The 19,679-nt window shown below is 35.0% G+C and carries 21 protein-coding genes; 12 read left to right on the plus strand and 9 right to left on the minus strand.

Going from position 1 to position 19,679, the window contains the following annotated elements; translation table 11 throughout:
* Window positions 1-188 precede the first annotated feature (188 nt).
* Window positions 189-1,697 (minus strand): malate:quinone oxidoreductase, encoded by a 1,509-nt coding sequence (locus JAZ75_RS23825; protein WP_208699029.1) that lies wholly within the window; start codon window positions 1,695-1,697, stop codon window positions 189-191.
* 297 nt (window positions 1,698-1,994) lie between these two features.
* Here JAZ75_RS23825 and fabG point away from each other — a divergent pair, with 297 nt between their 5' ends.
* Both fabG and JAZ75_RS23835 read left to right on the plus strand, forming a co-directional pair.
* Window positions 1,995-2,738, plus strand: a complete 744-nt coding sequence (gene fabG / locus JAZ75_RS23830) for a 3-oxoacyl-[acyl-carrier-protein] reductase (protein ID WP_021190791.1) — start codon at window positions 1,995-1,997, stop codon at window positions 2,736-2,738.
* Window positions 2,739-2,842: 104 nt separating this feature from the next.
* Entirely contained in the window at window positions 2,843-3,820 is a 978-nt protein-coding gene (locus JAZ75_RS23835) for an acyl transferase (RefSeq protein ID WP_208699030.1), read from the plus strand.
* Between the two features lie 3 nt (window positions 3,821-3,823).
* Here the strand turns inward: JAZ75_RS23835 and JAZ75_RS23840 are convergent, their stop codons facing one another.
* Window positions 3,824-4,690, minus strand: coding sequence for a neutral zinc metallopeptidase (locus JAZ75_RS23840; protein WP_208699032.1), 867 nt, complete (start codon window positions 4,688-4,690; stop codon window positions 3,824-3,826).
* Window positions 4,691-4,877: 187 nt separating this feature from the next.
* Between JAZ75_RS23840 and JAZ75_RS23845 the strand changes: the two genes are divergently transcribed.
* Entirely contained in the window at window positions 4,878-5,459 is a 582-nt protein-coding gene (locus JAZ75_RS23845) for a PhnA domain-containing protein (protein ID WP_208699034.1), read from the plus strand.
* Between the two features lie 36 nt (window positions 5,460-5,495).
* On the opposite strand, the gene JAZ75_RS23850 is transcribed toward JAZ75_RS23845, so the two are convergent.
* The 3 genes from JAZ75_RS23850 to JAZ75_RS23860 form a co-directional block, all read right to left on the minus strand.
* Window positions 5,496-6,419, minus strand: a complete 924-nt coding sequence (locus tag JAZ75_RS23850; protein WP_132772798.1) for a polysaccharide deacetylase family protein — start codon at window positions 6,417-6,419, stop codon at window positions 5,496-5,498.
* A gap of 166 nt (window positions 6,420-6,585) precedes the next feature.
* Window positions 6,586-8,235 carry a protein-disulfide reductase DsbD family protein gene (locus tag JAZ75_RS23855; protein WP_208699036.1) on the minus strand — a complete coding sequence of 550 codons (1,650 nt, stop codon included), beginning with the start codon at window positions 8,233-8,235 and terminating at the stop codon, window positions 6,586-6,588.
* A gap of 133 nt (window positions 8,236-8,368) precedes the next feature.
* Window positions 8,369-9,445: a PLP-dependent cysteine synthase family protein gene (locus JAZ75_RS23860; protein WP_165902507.1), complete on the minus strand. Its 1,077-nt coding sequence runs from the start codon at window positions 9,443-9,445 to the stop codon at window positions 8,369-8,371.
* A gap of 191 nt (window positions 9,446-9,636) precedes the next feature.
* Between JAZ75_RS23860 and JAZ75_RS23865 the strand changes: the two genes are divergently transcribed.
* Window positions 9,637-10,095, plus strand: coding sequence for an Lrp/AsnC family transcriptional regulator (locus tag JAZ75_RS23865; protein WP_021190798.1), 459 nt, complete (start codon window positions 9,637-9,639; stop codon window positions 10,093-10,095).
* Between the two features lie 74 nt (window positions 10,096-10,169).
* Here the strand turns inward: JAZ75_RS23865 and JAZ75_RS23870 are convergent, their stop codons facing one another.
* Window positions 10,170-10,712, minus strand: coding sequence for a hypothetical protein (locus JAZ75_RS23870; protein WP_021190799.1), 543 nt, complete (start codon window positions 10,710-10,712; stop codon window positions 10,170-10,172).
* A 243-nt stretch (window positions 10,713-10,955) separates the two neighbouring features.
* On the opposite strand from JAZ75_RS23870, the gene JAZ75_RS23875 reads away from it, so the two are divergent.
* Window positions 10,956-11,348: a YchJ family protein gene (locus JAZ75_RS23875; RefSeq protein WP_208699038.1), complete on the plus strand. Its 393-nt coding sequence runs from the start codon at window positions 10,956-10,958 to the stop codon at window positions 11,346-11,348.
* A gap of 58 nt (window positions 11,349-11,406) precedes the next feature.
* On the opposite strand, the gene JAZ75_RS23880 is transcribed toward JAZ75_RS23875, so the two are convergent.
* A complete protein-coding gene (locus JAZ75_RS23880) occupies window positions 11,407-12,852 on the minus strand; it encodes a dicarboxylate/amino acid:cation symporter (protein WP_132845391.1) in 1,446 nt (481 codons plus the stop codon).
* A gap of 173 nt (window positions 12,853-13,025) precedes the next feature.
* Window positions 13,026-13,376 carry a 4Fe-4S dicluster domain-containing protein gene (locus tag JAZ75_RS23885; RefSeq protein ID WP_021192235.1) on the minus strand — a complete coding sequence of 117 codons (351 nt, stop codon included), beginning with the start codon at window positions 13,374-13,376 and terminating at the stop codon, window positions 13,026-13,028.
* 163 nt (window positions 13,377-13,539) lie between these two features.
* Between JAZ75_RS23885 and JAZ75_RS23890 the strand changes: the two genes are divergently transcribed.
* The 6 genes from JAZ75_RS23890 to JAZ75_RS23910 all read left to right on the plus strand — a co-directional run bounded on the left by JAZ75_RS23890 (window position 13,540) and on the right by JAZ75_RS23910 (window position 18,302).
* Complete coding sequence (locus JAZ75_RS23890; RefSeq protein WP_208699040.1) at window positions 13,540-14,553, plus strand: acyl-CoA reductase; 1,014 nt, start codon at window positions 13,540-13,542, stop codon at window positions 14,551-14,553.
* A 60-nt stretch (window positions 14,554-14,613) separates the two neighbouring features.
* On the plus strand, window positions 14,614-14,817 hold the full coding sequence (locus JAZ75_RS26065) for a fructose-6-phosphate aldolase (protein ID WP_132772807.1): 204 nt from the start codon (window positions 14,614-14,616) through the stop codon (window positions 14,815-14,817).
* A 4-nt stretch (window positions 14,818-14,821) separates the two neighbouring features.
* Window positions 14,822-15,502 (plus strand): cell division ATP-binding protein FtsE, encoded by a 681-nt coding sequence (locus JAZ75_RS23895; RefSeq protein ID WP_021192237.1) that lies wholly within the window; start codon window positions 14,822-14,824, stop codon window positions 15,500-15,502.
* 157 nt (window positions 15,503-15,659) lie between these two features.
* Entirely contained in the window at window positions 15,660-16,196 is a 537-nt protein-coding gene (locus JAZ75_RS23900) for a nucleotide exchange factor GrpE (protein WP_021192238.1), read from the plus strand.
* Between the two features lie 10 nt (window positions 16,197-16,206).
* The gene (gene dnaJ / locus JAZ75_RS23905; protein ID WP_021192239.1) at window positions 16,207-17,364 is read left to right on the plus strand and encodes a molecular chaperone DnaJ; all 1,158 of its coding nucleotides are present in this window, start codon (window positions 16,207-16,209) and stop codon (window positions 17,362-17,364) included.
* A gap of 308 nt (window positions 17,365-17,672) precedes the next feature.
* Entirely contained in the window at window positions 17,673-18,302 is a 630-nt protein-coding gene (locus tag JAZ75_RS23910) for an outer membrane beta-barrel protein (RefSeq protein ID WP_031289748.1), read from the plus strand.
* Between the two features lie 57 nt (window positions 18,303-18,359).
* On the opposite strand, the gene JAZ75_RS23915 is transcribed toward JAZ75_RS23910, so the two are convergent.
* Complete coding sequence (locus JAZ75_RS23915) at window positions 18,360-19,127, minus strand: C40 family peptidase (protein ID WP_208699041.1); 768 nt, start codon at window positions 19,125-19,127, stop codon at window positions 18,360-18,362.
* A gap of 69 nt (window positions 19,128-19,196) precedes the next feature.
* Here JAZ75_RS23915 and JAZ75_RS23920 point away from each other — a divergent pair, with 69 nt between their 5' ends.
* The gene (locus JAZ75_RS23920; protein WP_132772813.1) at window positions 19,197-19,670 is read left to right on the plus strand and encodes a universal stress protein; all 474 of its coding nucleotides are present in this window, start codon (window positions 19,197-19,199) and stop codon (window positions 19,668-19,670) included.
* Window positions 19,671-19,679 lie beyond the last annotated feature (9 nt).

A 19,679-nucleotide genomic window follows, 5' to 3' on the forward strand; every position in this document is an offset into this window, starting at 1 on the left:
CAATACACACTTAGGGAGTCGCTATAAATGCACGATTTGTGAAATTAAAATCCCTACGCCAGCATTATCCGGATCAGGTATATAACAACAATTGCTCACTGTGATGAGCAATTGTTGTTATTGGGTATAATCTCAGCCTGTAACAGTAAATAATACTTCAAGCACCCCATAAGTATGGTGAAAAGAAATTAATCTTTAAAATTCTCTAATTTTAATGCTGTATGTGTACGCTTTCTAGTGGCTTCACACAGTTCAACATTATCATTTAATGATTGCCCATGTGAAGGAATCATTTCACGCAATTTCTTGCGATATTCGTCTGCTTTTGCACGTTCAGGAAAACATCTTTTCAGTAATTTAATCATGATAGCGACAGAAGTCGATGCTCCTGGTGAAGCTCCTAGTAAGGCTGCAATAGAACCATCTGCTGCGGATACAACTTCTGTTCCAAATTCAAGAACACCACCATGTTTAGCATCTTTTTTGATTACTTGAACACGTTGACCAGCAACCTCAATTTTCCAGTCTTCTAATTTTGCCGTAGGCATAAACTGCTTCAAAGCATCCAATTTATCTTTTGGACTCTTCATCACCTCAGAAATCAAATATTTAGTCAAATCCATATTATCCCGACCTACGGATAACATCGGTTTAATATTCGACAACTTAATCGATGCAGGTAAATCAAAGTAAGAACCTTGTTTTAAGAATTTAGTAGAAAAACCAGCATATGGACCAAATAATAAGGCCTGCTTGCCATCAATATAGCGGGTATCAAGATGTGGAACAGACATCGGAGGAGCACCGATAGATGCTTTACCATATACTTTAGCGTTATGATCTTTAATAACATCCTCATTCACACAACGTAACCACTGTCCGCCAACTGGAAAACCACCATATCCTTTTGATTCTGGAATTCCAGATTTTTCTAACAGCAATAAAGAATGTCCACCAGCACCAATGAATACAAATTTGGCATTAATTGTTCTTTTCTCTCCAGTTTTCAAATCCTTAACTTCCAACTCCCAAGTGCCATTGTCATTCCGTTCAATGTCGCGGACTTCTTGTGTAAGATGTAATGTAATATTATCTTTTGCATCTAGATGTTGTACCAAATCACGCGTTAGAGCGCCAAAGTTCACATCAGTTCCTAAGATCATTTTCGTTGCCGCAATTTTATCATCAGCAGGACGACCTTTCATCATAAGTGGAATCCACTCATTCAAAACAGCTTTATCTTCGGTATATTCCATGCCTTTAAACAAGTTATTCTTGGATAGTGCATCATATCTTTTACGAAGAAAATCAATATCTTTTTCGCCAAAAACAGCACTCATATGAGGTACTGAGCGAATAAAATCTTCAGGTTTTGTTATGACCCCTTTATCAACTAAATAGGTCCAAAATTGCTTGGAAACCTCAAATTGTTCTGCAATGCTGATTGCTTTATCAATTTTTACAGAACCATCCGCTTGTTGTGGGGTATAATTCAACTCACATAATGCAGAGTGACCAGTTCCAGCATTATTCCATGCATCCGAACTCTCTGCTGCAACAACATCCAAGCGCTCTAAAATCTCCATTTTAATATCTGGGCTTAACTCATTGATAAGTGTGCCCAAAGTTGCGCTCATGATACCTGCGCCAATTAAAACGACGTCTACCTCTTTGGTATTTTTTGTTTTTTTACTCATGTCTTCGTGATTGATGCAAATTTAATATAGATTTTTATATTAACGCAATCCTTTTGTCAAAAAACTGTACTTTTTAAAATCACTTATTCAAAAATACCATACTATTATTAAGAATTCCCTAACACAGCCATTTTTATGAATAGCTGCTAGCATGACAATAGTAGTATTATAAAGACCCTGGGTAATGTTAATTCAAATTATTATTTAGAATTAACGAATTAAATTGATCCGAGTGTTGCGATTGTAGTATACTTTTAACATTTTTGCAAGCACCCTTATTACATATAATACATAAGAATGAAACTACTTGAAGGAAAAACAGCTCTAATTACTGGAGCATCAAAAGGAATAGGAAGAAAAATTGCTGAAGTATTTGCCCAAAACGGTGCAAATGTAGCATTCACATATTTATCATCTGTGGAAAAAGGCCAAGCTTTAGAACAAGAACTTCAGGCTTTTGGAACTACTGTAAAAGGTTATCGTTCAGATGCATCAAAATTTGATGAGGCTGAAAAACTCATCAATGATATTGTTTCAGATTTTGGAACTATTGATGTGGTTGTCAATAATGCTGGAATAACAAAAGATGGTTTGTTAATGCGTATGACTGAGGAAAACTGGGATGATGTGATCAATGTAAATTTAAAGTCAGTATTCAATGTCACTAAAGCAGCTTCTAAAATCATGATGAAAAACCGTAAAGGATCTTTCATCAATATGAGTTCAGTAGTAGGTGTACAAGGAAACGCTGGTCAAGCTAATTATGCTGCTTCGAAAGCTGGTATTATAGGTTTTTCTAAATCAGTGGCGAAAGAATTAGGTTCAAGAAATATTAGATCAAACGTTGTTGCTCCAGGTTTTATACGCACAGAAATGACGGATATTTTAGATCCTAAAATTGTTGCTGGGTGGGAAGCTGGTATTCCTATGAAACGCGCCGGTCAAGCAGAAGATGTTGCAAATGCATGTCTATTTCTTGCATCGGACCTTTCAACATATGTCACAGGACAAGTATTGCCTGTAGATGGTGGTATGGTATAAAAAATATATATAATACAATAAAAAAAGGTTCTTGAAGTGATCAAGGACCTTTTTTTATTGTAAAAGCTTTTATATGTCTATATTTGCACTGAAATTTTAATCGTATGAACTGGGATCGGGTATTTGCTATTCAAAATGAAACAGAATTTAATGAAATTTGCTTGGAAACTTTTCATTTTCAAGTGGAAAAAACAAGCATTTACAGACAGTATGTGCAATATTTAAATAAGAAAATTCATACAATTGATCATTACACGAAAATTCCGTTTCTGCCAATCGAACTGTTCAAATCTCAAAAAATTATAGCTGACAACTTCAGTCCTGAGATGGTATTCACAAGCTCAGGTACAACAGGAATCACCACAAGTAAGCATCTTGTGGCTAAAAAAGAAGTATATGAAAAAAGCTTTCGCACTGCTTTTGAACAGTTTTATGGAAAAATAGACGACATTGCCATTTTGGCGCTACTTCCATCCTATTTAGAACGAACAGGTTCTTCATTGATCTACATGATCAATGATTTAATGCAACATAGTCAACAACCCGAAAGTGACTATTTCTTATACAATCATGAAGAACTTTATCAAACCCTGATAAAATTAAAAGCTAAAGGCACGAAAACCTTGCTATTCGGTGTGACATTTGCACTGCTTGATTTTATTGAAAAATATGAATTGACATTTCCGGAGTTAATCATTATGGAAACTGGGGGAATGAAAGGAAAACGTAAAGAAATGGTCCGTGAGGAAATTCATGATTTATTATGTAAAAGCTTTCAAGTTCCAGGAATACATTCGGAATATGGAATGACTGAATTGCTATCACAGGGCTATTCATATGGTAACGGGATATTCAGACACCCCAACTGGATGAAGATCTTAATTCGGGAAACAAATGATCCGCTAACTCTTGCTGAAAATAAAAAAACAGGTGCTATCAATGTTATTGACTTAGCAAATCGATATTCGTGTTCTTTTATTGCAACCCAAGACCTCGGAAAAATCTATGATGATGGATCTTTTGAAGTCTTAGGTCGCTTTGATCAAAGTGATATACGTGGTTGTAATCTTCTCGTCCAATAAGTTTTATTTTAAGCTGGGATCTTGAAAGGTATTTCCAGCTTGCATATCACCAGAATCATAACCTTTCTTAAACCAAGCTCGTCTCTGAGCTGAGGTACCATGTGTAAAAGAATCGGGTACCGCATAACCTTGAGCTTGTGTTTGTAATTTATCATCTCCAACTGCTTCAGCTGCCGCCATACCATCTAAAATATCATTATAGTCAATCTCGATATCAGATAATTTATTAACATGATGTGCCCAAACTCCTGCATAAAAATCAGCTTGCAATTCGGTCATGACAGAAATTTTATTATTTTCAACTTCACTTAGTTTTCCCCTCATGCTGTTTGTCTGAGGTAAAAGTCCCACTAATTGTTGTATATGATGCCCTACTTCGTGTGCTATTACATAAGCCAGAGCAAACTCACCTTTAGCACCAAATTTGGTCGTCAACTCTTGATTAAAAGTTAAATCTAAATAAATTCGTTGGTCACCTGGGCAATAGAAAGGGCCGTAGGAAGATTTCCCGATGCCACATCCTCCAGTTTCTGTTCCTCCATCATAAAAAAGCAATTCTGTTCCTTTATAAGTTTTCCCCAACTGAGTCTTAAAAAGATTTGTCCACACATCCTCAGTACTAGCTAGGACAATTCTTGAAAAATCAGTCAATTTAGTCTCTTCGGCATTAAGCTCCCGTGGCTGTCCAGTCTGCTCCGTGCCCGTCATATTTTGAGCCTGCTGTAATAATTGAGATGGATCTCCTCCCATTAAAAAACCAATTATTAAAACAATAATTCCACCTACACCGCCCAAAGTTAATTTTTGACCACCTGACATTCCTCTCCTATCTTCGAAGTTGTCACTTTTTCTACCTCCTTGCCATTTCATATTGATATAATTTAAGTTAGTTTCAATTAATATTAAATAAGATACGCATTTTATCGTGTACAGCATCGCAAATTATATTCCAATTATTAAGCATTTTTTGATTTGTTATGTTAACCTTTTATAATTTAGAATTATAAATATTCATTATGTTTGCACCTAAATCATTTGCAACTTATCCAAAATTTAAATGAAACTAGAAAATCAACTATTCGAGAGAGCGGGAAATAAATGTGAATTGAGTCAAGCAACTGATAATTTAACATTATATACATTGCCCCCTGAGTTACAAGCTACAGCTGAAAACACGATTGTTGTTTGTCAGAAATGTGCCGATCAGTTAAATAAAACTACACAATTAGAAGCTGAATATTGGAAATTCCTACCCGATACCATGTGGTCTGAAGTACCATCAGTACAGGTAGCTGCGTGGCGCATGTTAAATCGTTTAAAAAACGAAGGTTGGGCTTCTGATGCGTTAGATATTTTGTATCTGGATGACGAAACGTTAGAATGGGCAAAACAAACAGGAGATCATGAAAATGATGGATATGTCGAGTTTCATTTAGATAGTATCGGTCAACAATTATTTGACGGGGATTCTGTAGTCCTTACTAAAACATTGGATGTAAAAGGATCTTCAATCCGCGCGACTTTAGGTACAGTCGTGAAGAATATTAGACTTGTGTTCGATAATACAGAACAAATTGAAGGAAAAATCGATGGTCAGACGATTGTGATTTTAACAAAATATTTAAGAAAGCAAAACTAAAAAAATAAGGCTACAATCAAATTGTAGCCTTATTTTTTATTTCTGTTTCGGATAATCACGCATATGTGCAAATTCGTAATTTGGATGTAACTTCAAACTATCGATTAAATCACTTAACATTTTCTGTGCTTTTCTTGTCTGAAACATATCATCATGCATCAACAGAACAACGTTATTCTTCGAAAATGAGGTGCCGTTACGTAATCTATTATTTATCTGACGATATATAAAACTCACCGATTCGACTGGCATACCAGAAGGTTTACCCTTTTTCCATTCACAGTCCCATCCCATAGAGCGGTAACCATTTTGGTATAATAAATCGGCCGTACTTGAACCACTTTGCATATCAATACGTTTACGATCTGCAAAGTACCAAATATTACGTCCTGGTAAACGGACAATCTTATGTTTAAGATTCAGTTCTTTTTCATTTTTATCAAAGTCCTCATACGCTGATTCTGCGTTGCTATAAAAATAAGTAAACTTATTATTTGCATGATTGTAACTGTGATTATAACAATCCACCAGCGGATTGTTCATATAACGTTCATAATATTTATGCAACCCCTTACTCATTCGGTCATGCTTTCCAATTAAAAAAGCATTAATCTTAATATTTTTTGCTGTAGCTATTGAATCAATAAATTGACTGCCATTTAAAGGTCCATCATCAAAAGTCAAATAAATATAACGAGGAGACACAGAGTCGGTTAATAATTTCGCCGTATCAACTTCATGATGAAGAATACTCTTTTTACCCTTTACAGCAATTGTATCCTTTTTAATCTCTTTCTCGACAGTATCTTTATTTAAATCATCGATATCATCTATACTATCAACAGTTCCAATAGTAACCGAATCTGTCTTTTTACTCCCACCTTCATTGCACGATTGTAATGCAAGAGATGTTACCGATAATAATCCAAGGAACAACCCCAGATTGAATGCTTTCTTCATGTTATAATTCACTATTAACCCTACACATAAACCACTAAAGCTGCTATTTGATAGCTAATGATTTAAACGATGTAAAAGTAAGATTAAATTTAACAGAAATCCAATTTTATGAAACCTTTTTTCTTTTGGAATAAAAACATTTTTTCATCAAATGAGTTATATTATACTATTTGATCAAAGAAAATGCTTTCAAACCTTCATTTAAATAGGCCAGATAAGTAGTAGCATCATAATCAGCACCTTTTGGTTTAACCAAAACCTGACGGTTTGCAGGATTCATAAGCACATAAAAAGGTTGTGAATTGGATTCAAACTGACTCGATTGTAAATAACTCCACTTACTTCCAATTGTCTTCAACAATTTTCCCGAACTCGTTTTTTGTTGATCTTCAACAGCAAGCTCAGTGCGGTCATCAACATAAAGTTGGATGATAACGACATTATTTGTCAAAAATGAACGAACCTGCACATCTGTCCAAACATTAGCTTCCATTTTCCTACAATTAACACAAGCATGGCCTGTAAAATCAAGCATAACCATTTTATGATGGGTTTTAGCATATTGTAAACCCTCCTCGTAATCAAAAAACACATTTAAGCCCAGCGGTGCATGAAATAAATCTGAATATTTGCGTTTAGAAACGTCTGTTACATGCGATCCACCAATCAATGAGCCTTGATTTAAATCAAAGTCCTGCGTGCTTTGTGGCGGTAAAAAAGCAGCTATTGATTTTAAAGGAGCACCCCATAATCCAGGAATCATGTATACCGTAAACGATAGTACAATAATAGCTATGAACGTACGGATTACTGACAAATGTGGCAGATTACTGTCATGAGAAAATTTGATTTTTCCAAGTAAATACAGTCCCATTAAACCAAATATAACAATCCATAAAGACAAAAAGACTTCACGGTCGAACCAGTTCCAGTGATAAGCTAAATCAACATTAGAAAGAAATTTCAATGCAAATGCCAATTCTAAAAATCCTAAAACAACTTTAACGCTGTTAAGCCAACCACCTGATTTAGGCATGGCTTTCATAGCACTAGGAAATAATGCAAAAAGAGCAAAAGGTATAGCTAATGCAAAAGAAAATCCAAACATACCTACAGCCGGACCTAACAAAGCTCCACTTGTAGCTGCCTGTACCAATAAAGTTCCGATAATAGGTCCAGTACAAGAAAAAGATACTAAAGCTAAAGTTGCTGCCATAAAGAATATACCAGCCCATCCGCCTTTATCAGATTTTGCATCCATCTTATTTATCCATGAACTTGGTAAATTAATTTCAAATGCCCCCAAAAAAGAAGCTCCAAAAGCAACCAACATTAAGAAAAAGAAAAAATTAAAGACACCGTTCGTTGATAAAGCATTAAGGGCATCCGAACCAAAAATCATCGTTACCGCTAAACCAAGAACAACATAAATAACTATAATAGAAATTCCATAAAACAAAGCACGAATAAAAGATTGCGATTTATTTTGATTTCCCTTTGTGAAGAAACTGACAGTGAGCGGTAACATGGGGAAAATACAAGGCATTAATAGGGCAGTAAAACCACCTAATAATCCTGCTAAAAATATTCCAAGTAGAGATTCACTACTTGCATGCTCTTCTGTTGTGATTACAGCCGTAGTTTTCTTAAGATTCTGTGCAGTATCAACAACTACAGAATCAGTCGAAACTTCAGAAATACCACCATCAACGAACTCCAGTTCGTCCATCTTAAGTAAAGTATCTGCCTCCTGAGCATGCGCAAAAGCTGGAAGAAGAACTATTAAAAGTAATAATTTTATGATGAATCTTTTCATAAATATTTTAATTATAATGCCGAGTGACAGGTTACAAATTGATTAAATCTAATTACAATGGGATTTATCCCATTGTAATAGATTCTATTTAAATATAAATAGTGCCTAATACGCGATTAGGCTGAAACAAACTTTATAGCGATTCAGTATTAAAAAGAGATTTTGCTAACCTACTGATAGGTTTAAATCCAGTGAAAGCGAGATCTGTTGAAATATATCCAGCTGCTACAGGTTGTTCTCTTACTAAATCTGTACTCAAATATTTCTTATTATCGTCGCACAATAAGGTGACAACAACAGCTTCTTCCCCTAATTGCTCTTTTAATTTAATTGCTCCAATCACATTCGCTCCTGAAGAAATTCCTACAGCTAAACCCAATTCTTTTGCTAGTTTTTGGGCCATTATAATAGAATCACCATCTGAAGCAGAAACGATCTCATCCAACTCGTCCATTTTCACAATAGCCGGAATAAATTCATCTGAAATACCTTGAATACGATGCGAGCCAACCTTATATCCAGTAGACATCGTTGGACTTTCAGCGGGTTCCAAAGGATGAATCTTTACATGAGGATTTAAGCTACGAAGATGACGGCCTACTCCCATAACCGTTCCTCCCGTGCCAACACCAGCAACAAAAGCATCTGCAACTAAACCTTGCGAGGCTAACTGTAAACCAATTTCACGACCAGTCGTTAATTCATGAGCTTCGGCATTGAATTTATTTTCAAACTGTCTGGGCAAAAACACCCCTCCTTGCTGAGCTAGTTTCTCACTTAATTCAATACTCCCCAAAAAACCACCGTCTTCTTTACTAACCAACTGAATATCTGCACCCATACTTTTTATAATATCGATGCGTTCTTTACTCAACCAATTGGGCATAATAATTTTCACTTGATGTCCTAAAGCTTTACCAATAGCAGAAAAAGAAATACCTGTATTACCGCTAGTAGCTTCTATAATAACATCGTCAGGCTGAATTTGACAATTCATGTAAGCTTTATACATAATATATAGCGCCATACGGTCTTTGATACTCCCTGTAAGATTATAATTCTCGCATTTCACATAAATCCTCCCAGCTTTCCCTTTATATGAGTATTGCAACTCCAGCATAGGCGTGTTTCCTACTAAACACCATAAATGTTTAAATCTACTATCAAGCTCAGGAGACAAACATTTACTAAACATCAATTCGTTATTCATGATTTATTATTTTAAACAATATCAGTCTACAATCATTCGAAGATCTAATATTATCAGCAAAATTGACATAAAACAAAATAATATTCACTACATAAAGATTAAATCAATAAATTTTATCTAAATAATGATATATTTAAGAAATATTACAGAATCAACCAATTCATTACATTCATATCAATAAAAAATACAAAATGATGCTTGATGAAACCGACACTAAACTATTAAGAATTTTACAGCATGACGCTACACTTAGCAATAAGGAACTAGCATTTAGATTGCATAAATCTATCGCCGCTATACATGAGCGTGTAAAAAAACTGAAACAACAAGGCTATATTAAAAAAACTGTTGCTATTCTTGACCGGCAAAAAATAAACATGGGTCTGATATCTTTTTCACAGGTATTCTTAAAAGCACATACAGCCGAGGTTTTAAATGAATTTGAAAAAGAAGTTGCTAAATTTCCGGAAGTTATGGAATGTTATCAGATGGCTGGATCCTATGATTTTATGCTTCGAATAGCAACTAAAGATATGCAGGCCTATCACGAATTTTTAAGGTACCGCTTAGCCGTACTCCCACATGTGAACACCGTACAAACCTATTTTGTTCTATCGGAAACTAAAAGTGAAACAGCTTATCCGATTTAAAAAAATAGTTTTAATTAAAAAAGGGAGAAAACTACAGCTTCCTCCCTTTCAATTAACATATAAAAAACTATTCACTATCTTCTTCCATGTCCCTCACCTCTTTCTGAGTGACGATCGTGGCCTCTTTTATCATTTCTCTTGTCCGATTTTCTATGCTCCGATCGATCTCTATGATTTTCATGTCGCTCGACACGATGATTATCATAACGGTCATTGTGACGTGGACGATCATAATTACTTCTATGGTCTCTTATACTTACCTGATTTCTGCGATGAGCATAATGACCATAATCTCTTCTGTACCGATCGTGATGTCTCCAGGGATCTCTATCATTGACAACGACTTTATAGGTATTATAAAAATTAAAGTTACGGTATCGACTAGGCAAGCTTCTACTGGTTACCCATCTTCTACCATGATAATGCGTATAACGACGATTGATTACATCATAATATACATTGATTTCTGGAATATAATAATACCTTACGTAATCATACCCCACTGGGCCCCAAGAAGGTTGATTACCAATGTTAATACTCACATTAACTTGTGCAGCAGCAGGTTTAACAAAAAACAAACCGCCAACTAAAACCGTCAAGTAAACTAATTTTTTCATACCTGCTCCTCCCTTTATTTATGTTTTTCAATTATTTATAGGTAGGACTCTATATTTTATAATAAGATTAATGAAAGGTTGTTAATATTTGTTAAAACGTTAAAATAAACTCAATATCAACATGTTAAAATATCAATTTAACAATTATAGTCCAGCTAAGAAATTCCTAAATATTTATATAAACACGATTCATTTAAAAAGAAAAAATCATTATTTACTTTTGTCCTATATTTAAATCTTAATATGGTGACAAAACAAAATACAATTTGCCATTGTGGCAATTCACTTCCTTACGAAAATTGTTGCAAAAAAATTCATTTAGACCAAAAAGAAGCTAAAACTGCAGAACAATTAATGCGTGCAAGATATAGCGCATTTGTTGTTCAAGATATTGATTTTTTATATACAAGCTTTCATTCTGAAACACGCAAGTTGCAAAACAAAATAGAAATTGCAAGATGGGCAAAGGAATCAAAATGGATGCAGCTCCGCATTTTATTTAGTAATTCCAATACGGTCGAATTTGAGGCACATTACTTGGATTCGGAGCTAAATTTACAGATTCATCATGAAAGATCCACTTTCAAACAAGTGCATGGAATCTGGTATTATGTCGATGGTAAGTTTATTTCATAAAAAAGGGATCTTATATTTGTTATAAGATCCCTTTTCTGGCTTTTAAAAGACATTAATACTATCCCTCTAATTCCGGTTGGCCATGATCATCTCTGTATGGGGCCTCTTCGTCAAACTCCCCCTCCCATTTAGCAACAACAACTGTAGCTAAACAATTTCCGATCACATTGACCGAAGTTCTGGCCATATCCATCAACTCGTCAATTCCTAATATAGCCGCAATCACAAATGTTGGTAAACCAAATTGATCAGCAGTAGCAATTAATATAATTAATGAGGCTCTGGGAACTGCGGCAACCCCTTTAGAAGTAATCATTAATGTAAATGCGATCATTAACTGCTCTCCAAAAGTCAAATGTATTCCAGCCGCCTGAGCAACAAATATTGCTGCCAAAGATAGATACAATGACGTTCCGTCCAAATTGAAACTATATCCCGTAGGAATAACAAAAGACACAATCTTACGAGGTACTCCAAATTTTTCCATAGCAGACATAGCCTTGGGCAAAGCTGCATCAGAACTTGTAGTCGCAAATGCAATAGAAACAGGTTCTTTAATCGCATTAATAAACTTTAATACAGGGATTTTCAGATAAAGTGCAACAGGCAACAATACAAAAGTTAGGAAACCTAATAATGCTAAATACAAAGTTGCTAACAACATAAATAGATTTTTCAGAATATCTACCCCCAAATGACCAACTGTAAAAGCCATTGCGGCACCAACTCCGATTGGAGCAAAATACATGATTAAGTTCGTAAACTTAAACATTGTTTCTGAAAGGCTTTCCGTGAAATCAACCAATGGTTTTCTTTTCTTTTCATCAACCATTGCTAATCCAATACCAAAAAGAACTGAAAACACCACGATCTGTAGAACTTGATTGTCATACACTGCTTTTACAATATTTTCAGGAAAAAGATCTCTAAAAAATGCCGTAAACTTATAGACAGGGTGAACATGATCTGGTAAAGTTTCTAAAATCTGTGCGTCATTACTTATTTGCGTTTTTGGCAGTTCTTCATGAGGCATATGTGCAACATCAACACCAACCCCAGCTTTAGTCAGATTTATAGCCCCAAGGCCAATAAAAATAGCGCAAGTCGTAGCACAAAAGAAATACAGCATAGACTTCCAGGCCATACGACCAACCTGTTTCAAATCAGAATGACCAGCAATACCATAAACTAACGTTGCAAACAAGATCGGTCCTACGATCGTCTTCACCAACTTAATGAAACCTTTACTTAGCGGTTGCAATGATATGGCAATATTTGGAAAATCTAAACCTACAAAAATACCCAAGATCATACAGGTCAAAATCCAAGTTGTTAGATTCTTCCGAACAAGAGCATTAACAATCAACACAGTAGCAACAATCCATCTTACTGCCATTAAAAATGATGGAGAAAAATTGACCCAACTAAATTCGTAACATATCGCAATAAGTGCAGCAATTGTCACCGAAACAAGGGTAATTAGCCCCATTTTTGATTTATACATCGGCAAACTTTTTATAAGGTAAAGTACAAAAATAAAAAAATACTAGGCTTTCACAAATATTAATATGGCAGATTATAATAACAGCAAATTTATTGGATACTTGAAGACATAAAAAAAGGTAGAATATGTACATATTCTACCTTTTTCAAAATTTTATTTTAAAAGCGATGCTTTTATTCAGCGTGTAACCAGGCTTTCTTTGCTAATAGCTCCTCTTCAGATTCACGAACCTCTTCGTCATCTACACAGCAGTCTACTGGACAAACAGCTGCACATTGTGGTTCATCATGAAAACCAACACACTCTGTACACTTGTCCGAAACAATGTAATATACTTCATCTGATACAGCAGCTTGAGAATCGTCAGCATCTAACGTTACTCCATCGCCAAAATCAATAACTCCATCTAATGCCGTCCCATCTGAGAATTTCCAACTCACTCCAGCGTCATATATTGCATTATTTGGGCACTCCGGTTCACAAGCACCACAGTTAATACACTCGTCTGTAATTTTAATCGCCATTTATAACCTCAAAATTATGATAAAAAACTATTTTTGTACTATCATTTATACAATCAAATCATTTTACACGTTTAAATACTAAGAGTAACTTGGTTTCGCTGATTGTATTAATAACACAAATATAATACAAATTTGTGTATACACGTTTATTAATTTTTACATTTTGACAAAGAAACAACGATTAGAAGGTTTTGCAAAACTTGCGAACTTATTCATTAATGATAATGCAGAGCTACAACATTTAGTTACAACTGCTCATCATAAAAATGCATGGTATACCGCAGAACACGTTAATAAAGCCTTTACTTCTTGGAAAGCAAATTTAAACCTTGAGCTATTAGAAAATTGGCTATCGCCATATCCTGATATTGAAAGTGACAAAATTGTAGGTTTAGTCTTAGCGGGCAATATACCTCTTGTAGGTCTTCATGATATATTATGCGTATTGGTCGCTGGTTTTAAAGCACAGATTAAGGTTTCTTCAGACGATGCTCTTCTAACAACTTACGTGATTCAAAAATTGATAGAAGTTGAACCAAGATTTAAAGATCGCGTGCAACTAGTAGATAGATTAACTGATTTTGATCTAGTGATTGCAACAGGTTCCGACAATTCTTCGCGGTACTTTGAACATTACTTTGGAAAAAAACCAAATATTATTAGAAAAAACAGAAACAGCATTGCCATCATTACAGGTGAAGAATCGCACGAGCAACTAAAAGCTTTAGGCCATGATATCTTTGATTATTACGGTCTGGGATGTCGTTCTGTATCTAAAATATTTATCCCAAAAAATTATGATATAAGTCATTTCTATGAAGGAATTGAATCTTTTAAAGATGTGAACACGCATTATAAATACAATAATAATTACGATTATAACAAATCCATTTATTTAATAAATGGTGACAAGCATTATGATAATGGGTTTTTATTATTAAAACAAGATGACAAAATAGCATCACCCTTAGCTGTTGTTTATTTTGAAGAGTATGATAACTTAGACAATCTTTCCCAGCACTTAAATACATTATCAGACCGCTTACAATGCGTTACATCAGAAGCACCTTTAACGATCAAAACACCAGCTTTTAAATTCGGTGCCGGACAAAATCCTGCTTTAGATGATTATGCTGATGGGGTCAATACACTAGAATTTTTATTTGCAAACCAGTAAGCATAGCCTTATATTCGTGGAAGGATTTTTTGAAATAAAAAGTACTAACTTTGTAAATAGATGTATATAATCAAAGTAAAAGGAGTTGCCAAAATCCCTGACTATGTTCAATTAAGAGATGATTCATTCACTCTTTTAGCATATTTTAGGGTTGATCGCCCCGACAAATCTTTGGACAAAATTGGTCTCGGAGACAAGTCAGCGTACATTATGCAAATGGTAAAGGAATTGCCATTTGGACAAATAAAAAAATTAGAATTATAGTTCAATGTCTGGAAATACAGTAATCACATTAAAAAGCGTCGATATCTACCAACAAAAACATTTGGTCTTATCGAATGTGAATTTGAATATCAATAAAGGCGAATTTCTTTACCTCATTGGTCAATCAGGAAGTGGAAAAAGTAGTTTGCTAAAAATAATCTATGGCGATTTATATATTGGTAACGGAGAAGGACTAATTGCAGGTTTTGATTTAAAAAAACTGCATGAAAATGATGTCCCCTACCTGAGACGTAAGTTAGGAATCGTTTTCCAAGATTTTCATTTATTATCAGATCGCTCTGTAGAAAAAAATTTAGAATTTGCACTTAGAGCCACCGGCTGGAAAGATAAAACGCAAATTGAACATAGAATGCTTGATGTGCTTGAAAAAGTAGGACTTCGCTCGAAATTAAAAAAAATGCCTCATGAACTTTCAGGAGGAGAACAGCAACGTATTGTTATTGCACGAGCACTCCTTAATAATCCGGAAATTATATTGGCCGATGAGCCAACAGGAAACCTTGACCCTGCTACTTCTGAAGAAATTGTATTGCTTTTACGGGATATCGCTTCTTCTGGAACAGCAGTTTTAATGGCAACTCATGATTACCAAATTATCCGTAATATGCCTGCACGCATCATCAAAACCGCTGATGGGGTATTGCTAGATCAAGTAGAAATATAACTGTCAATACTGACAGAAATCCTGATCATCCGACATTTTGTTAGTCCATTCTCCCGGTTACTGACAAGCTGTCGGATTTTTTCATTTTGGCAACAACTTTGACTGTAATTAGATTTTAGAGAAAGAACATTAGTTTCCCACATAGAATTTAGAAGAAATGAGCGAACAAGAGAATAATAACGAGACGATTCAAGATCCTATTGAGGATAATACAACGGAAAATCAAGAAGAGACGATTGAACTTTCTGTTGAAGAGAAATTAAGTGCTGAAGTAGCAGAGGCAAAAGATAAATATGTACGTTTATCAGCAGAATTTGATAATTACAGAAAACGTACAAGTAAAGAACGTGTTGAATTAATTCAATCTGCTGGAAAAGATGTGATCACAAAACTATTATCAACAGTGGATGATTTTGACAGAGCTTTAAAAGCAATGGAAACAGCAACAGATGTTGAATCAATAAAAACTGGTATTGAGATCGTCAATAATAAATTCAGACAAACTTTAGAACACCAAGGTTTAAAAGAAATGGATGTAGTAGGTAAAGAGTTTGATGCTGATTTACAAGAAGCAATAACGGCTATTCCAGCTCCTACTCCAGATTTGAAAAATAAAGTTATTGATGTTATTGAAAAAGGTTACTATTTAAATGATAAAGTAATCCGTCATGCTAAGGTAATTATAGGTCAATAAGATAAAAAAGATGTCAAAAAGAGATTATTACGATATATTAGGTGTAGCTCGTGGTGCAGATGAAAAAGAAATTAAATCTGCCTACCGTAAACTTGCCGTAAAGTATCACCCGGATAAAAACCCTGGTGATCATGAAGCTGAAGAAAAATTTAAAGAGGCTGCTGAAGCATATGATGTATTAAGCAATCCTCAGAAAAAACAACGCTATGATCAATTTGGTCATGCGGGTAGCTCTGCTTCCGGAGGCGGTTATGGTGGTGGCATGAATATGGATGACATATTTAGCCAATTTGGAGATATATTTGGTGGAGGTGGTCATCCTTTCGAAAGTTTCTTCGGTGGCGGTGGCGGAGGCTCAAGAGGAGGCCGTCGTGTTGCTAAAGGAACAAATCTTCGCATTAAAGTAAAATTAACACTCGAAGAAATTGCTAAAGGTGTTGAGAAAAAAGTAAAAGTAAATAAACAAGTAAACTGTCATACCTGCGATGGTAGTGGTGCAAAAGATAAATCATCTTTCCACACTTGTAATACTTGTGGCGGCTCAGGATCTGTTCGTCGCGTAACCAATACAATCTTAGGCCAGATGCAAACGACAAGCACTTGTCCTACTTGTAATGGTGAAGGGGTAGAAATTACCGCAAAGTGTACTACATGTAGAGGTGAAGGATTAGAAAGAGGTGAAGAAACAATTGCGATCAACATTCCGGCTGGTGTAAGTGAAGGTATGCAGCTTTCAATGAGTGGAAAAGGGAACGCAGCTCCTCGCGGAGGTGTTGCCGGCGATCTTATTATCCTCATTGAAGAAATTCCTCATGAAGCATTAAAAAGAGATGGTCTAAATATTATTTATGACCTATATATTAATTTTGTAGATGCTACATTAGGAACAAGCGTTGAAGTGCCAACGATTGATGGTAAAGCAAAAATTAAAATTGAACCAGGAACCCAGGCCGGCAAGATATTAAGACTAAAAGGAAAAGGTATTCCTGAAGTCAATTCTTACCACAAAGGTGATCAATTGATTTACGTGAATATCTGGACGCCTAAAGCGGTATCATCTGACGAAAAAGAGATTTTACAGAAATTGAAAGAATCACCGAATTTCAAGCCACAACCTGGTAAATCTGAAAAATCATTTTTCGAACGGATCAAAGAATATTTCGACTAGAAATATTAAATAATAAAATAATTATAAGACCATATGTCAGCACTGACATATGGTCTTTTTTTGTGTCATAATAAAAACTGACATTTTATCACAAAAAGTTAAATCAATATAAATATCCAAATATATGATAAATTATTTTTTCATAATGTCAATTTTTAAACCTCTGAAAACGTTTAAATTACGATTAACACAATTTATCAATACATTTCTATGACATTGAAAAATCAATTTGGTATCTATATTGATAATATCAATCAAATAGTCAAAAGGTTTGACTATGGATATTGTAAAAACAAACTTTAAAAAAAATGAAAAAATTATTACTTACTCTAACAGCAGTAGCTGGTCTAACTTTTGCATCTCAAGCACAAGAATTTGGTTTCAAAAAAACTGACTTTATTGTAGAAGGTAATTTCTCAGCAAATACAAAAAATAATAAAACAGCTGAAAAGAAAGAAAACTCATTCAACTTCAATCCTTCTGTAGGTTATTTCGTATCTGATAAAGTTGCAGTTGGTTTAGATTTCAACTTTGGAAATTTAAAAGCAACAGACTATTCTGGTACTAACGATACGTACAATAAATCAAGCAACTTTGGAGTTGGTGCTTATGGTCGTTACTACTTTTTAGATTTAGGATCACGTTTTAAAACTTATGCGCAATTGGCCGCTGGTTATCAACAAAGAACTGGAGAAGTTAACAACGGTACAACAACTACAGACATTCCTAAAGTTAAAGGATTTGGTGCTGGCGCTGGTTTAGGGATGAATTACTTCGTTACTGAAAACATCGCGATCAACTTTGGTTTAACAGACTTATTATCTTTTGGTACAGCTAAAGAAGATGGCGGTAAATCTTCAAACGAATTCAATGCTAACATCAACAGTTTTAACAACTTTTTTGATACAGCTAAATTTGGTTTAACTTTCAAATTCTAATCATATTTGAAAATAAAGAAAGAAAGGTCCGTCTCAATATAGACGGACCTTTCTTTTTTAAACGTAGCGCTTGATGATACGCAGCTTATGCGTGTATTTATTCCAATCCCTATTAAATATTCCCTCTTGATCCATCCTATCTATTCGAACACGGGAAGAAGCGTGAATAATGGTTTCAGAGTCCAGCATAATACCAACATGATTTATCCTACCTTCTTCATTATCAAAAAAAGCAAGATCACCAACTTGAATCTCTGACAAAAAGTCAACTGTCTGCCCTAATTCAACCTGTTGATAAGCATCCCTTGGTAAGGAAATACCAAAGGATTGATAAATCAATTGTGAGAAACCGGAGCAATCAATTCCAAATTTAGATCGCCCTCCCCAAAGATAGGGTACCTCCCAGTATTGCTTTGCGAGTATTGCAACCTGCTCGATGAAGTCTTCTTGCTCAAAATGCAGTTCAATTGCATTAAGCTCTACTAAATCATCTGCTCCAATATAAGGAAAATCCTTTCGTACAATCGTTCCATGTAAAAGCTGGATACAAAGATCATTATTGATAAGATGCCCCCCATCAAAACCGATCTTTACCTTATTTAACGACTGGTACTCCTCATACTGATCATCTGTTATTGCTAAAAATTGCCCATTCTGTATCCAACCAACATAAGAGTCCATTTCAGTACGAACTTTTGTCCAGTCCTTTGATTTCGTCAGTATTTCGAAAGCTTCTCCAAACAGCAATTGTGAAACCATTTCACTCCGATGTGATTCCTCCGCCCGCAATGGTACAATTGTTAAATTACATATTCCAAATTCCATATTTCTAAAACAAAAAACCGTATATTCAAGTTATTAATATGTACGAATATAAACTTTAATATCAGAACCATGGATACCAATGTTGTAAAAATAACGAGAATATTAGTTGCTGTGGACGATGAACCATGTTCACATAAAGCGATTTCCTATGCTAAAGAAATGGTTAAAAAATTTGAAGCTTCAGTAGCTTTAGTGACGGTTACCTCTCCCACTTCTCCTGCCAGCTATGGTGCAGATCCGCTGTTAGGTCAACAACCAATCATCATACCCGAAGTATCGGAAATAGAGCAGCAGAATGCTCAAAAATACTTAGAAGAACTAGGACAAGAGTTCGAAGGCGCTAATGAAGTTTTCTTATTCAATAGAATAGGCTCGGTAAAAGAAGAAATACTAGCCACTTCTCATGAGTGGTCAGCTGATCTCATCGTAATGGGATCAAATGGTAGAACAGGGTTTGATCATTTTATCTCGGGCTCCGTTTCTGAAGCTGTAATTAGAAAAGCAACATGTCCTGTGCTCGTTGTACCGGGTAAATGTGAATAAACTAATTCA

Source organism: Sphingobacterium sp. UDSM-2020, assembly GCF_016132525.1.
In the GTDB taxonomy this organism is placed as follows: Bacteria; Bacteroidota; Bacteroidia; order Sphingobacteriales; family Sphingobacteriaceae; genus Sphingobacterium; species Sphingobacterium anhuiense.

Coding starts and splice junctions, on each gene's coding strand:
- JAZ75_RS23875 (WP_208699038.1), top strand. CDS start 10,956: ATGGTGACAAAACAAAATACAATTTGCCATTGTGGCAATTCACTTCCT.
- JAZ75_RS26065 (WP_132772807.1), top strand. CDS start 14,614: ATGTATATAATCAAAGTAAAAGGAGTTGCCAAAATCCCTGACTATGTT.
- dnaJ (WP_021192239.1), top strand. CDS start 16,207: ATGTCAAAAAGAGATTATTACGATATATTAGGTGTAGCTCGTGGTGCA.
- JAZ75_RS23880 (WP_132845391.1), bottom strand. CDS start 12,852: ATGTATAAATCAAAAATGGGGCTAATTACCCTTGTTTCGGTGACAATT.
- JAZ75_RS23850 (WP_132772798.1), bottom strand. CDS start 6,419: ATGAAGAAAGCATTCAATCTGGGGTTGTTCCTTGGATTATTATCGGTA.
- JAZ75_RS23855 (WP_208699036.1), bottom strand. CDS start 8,235: ATGAAAAGATTCATCATAAAATTATTACTTTTAATAGTTCTTCTTCCA.
- JAZ75_RS23910 (WP_031289748.1), top strand. CDS start 17,673: ATGAAAAAATTATTACTTACTCTAACAGCAGTAGCTGGTCTAACTTTT.
- JAZ75_RS23835 (WP_208699030.1), top strand. CDS start 2,843: ATGAACTGGGATCGGGTATTTGCTATTCAAAATGAAACAGAATTTAAT.
- JAZ75_RS23870 (WP_021190799.1), bottom strand. CDS start 10,712: ATGAAAAAATTAGTTTACTTGACGGTTTTAGTTGGCGGTTTGTTTTTT.
- JAZ75_RS23865 (WP_021190798.1), top strand. CDS start 9,637: ATGATGCTTGATGAAACCGACACTAAACTATTAAGAATTTTACAGCAT.
- JAZ75_RS23920 (WP_132772813.1), top strand. CDS start 19,197: ATGGATACCAATGTTGTAAAAATAACGAGAATATTAGTTGCTGTGGAC.
- JAZ75_RS23845 (WP_208699034.1), top strand. CDS start 4,878: ATGAAACTAGAAAATCAACTATTCGAGAGAGCGGGAAATAAATGTGAA.
- fabG (WP_021190791.1), top strand. CDS start 1,995: ATGAAACTACTTGAAGGAAAAACAGCTCTAATTACTGGAGCATCAAAA.
- JAZ75_RS23895 (WP_021192237.1), top strand. CDS start 14,822: ATGTCTGGAAATACAGTAATCACATTAAAAAGCGTCGATATCTACCAA.
- JAZ75_RS23860 (WP_165902507.1), bottom strand. CDS start 9,445: ATGAATAACGAATTGATGTTTAGTAAATGTTTGTCTCCTGAGCTTGAT.
- JAZ75_RS23885 (WP_021192235.1), bottom strand. CDS start 13,376: ATGGCGATTAAAATTACAGACGAGTGTATTAACTGTGGTGCTTGTGAA.
- JAZ75_RS23825 (WP_208699029.1), bottom strand. CDS start 1,697: ATGAGTAAAAAAACAAAAAATACCAAAGAGGTAGACGTCGTTTTAATT.
- JAZ75_RS23840 (WP_208699032.1), bottom strand. CDS start 4,690: ATGAAATGGCAAGGAGGTAGAAAAAGTGACAACTTCGAAGATAGGAGA.
- JAZ75_RS23915 (WP_208699041.1), bottom strand. CDS start 19,127: ATGGAATTTGGAATATGTAATTTAACAATTGTACCATTGCGGGCGGAG.
- JAZ75_RS23900 (WP_021192238.1), top strand. CDS start 15,660: ATGAGCGAACAAGAGAATAATAACGAGACGATTCAAGATCCTATTGAG.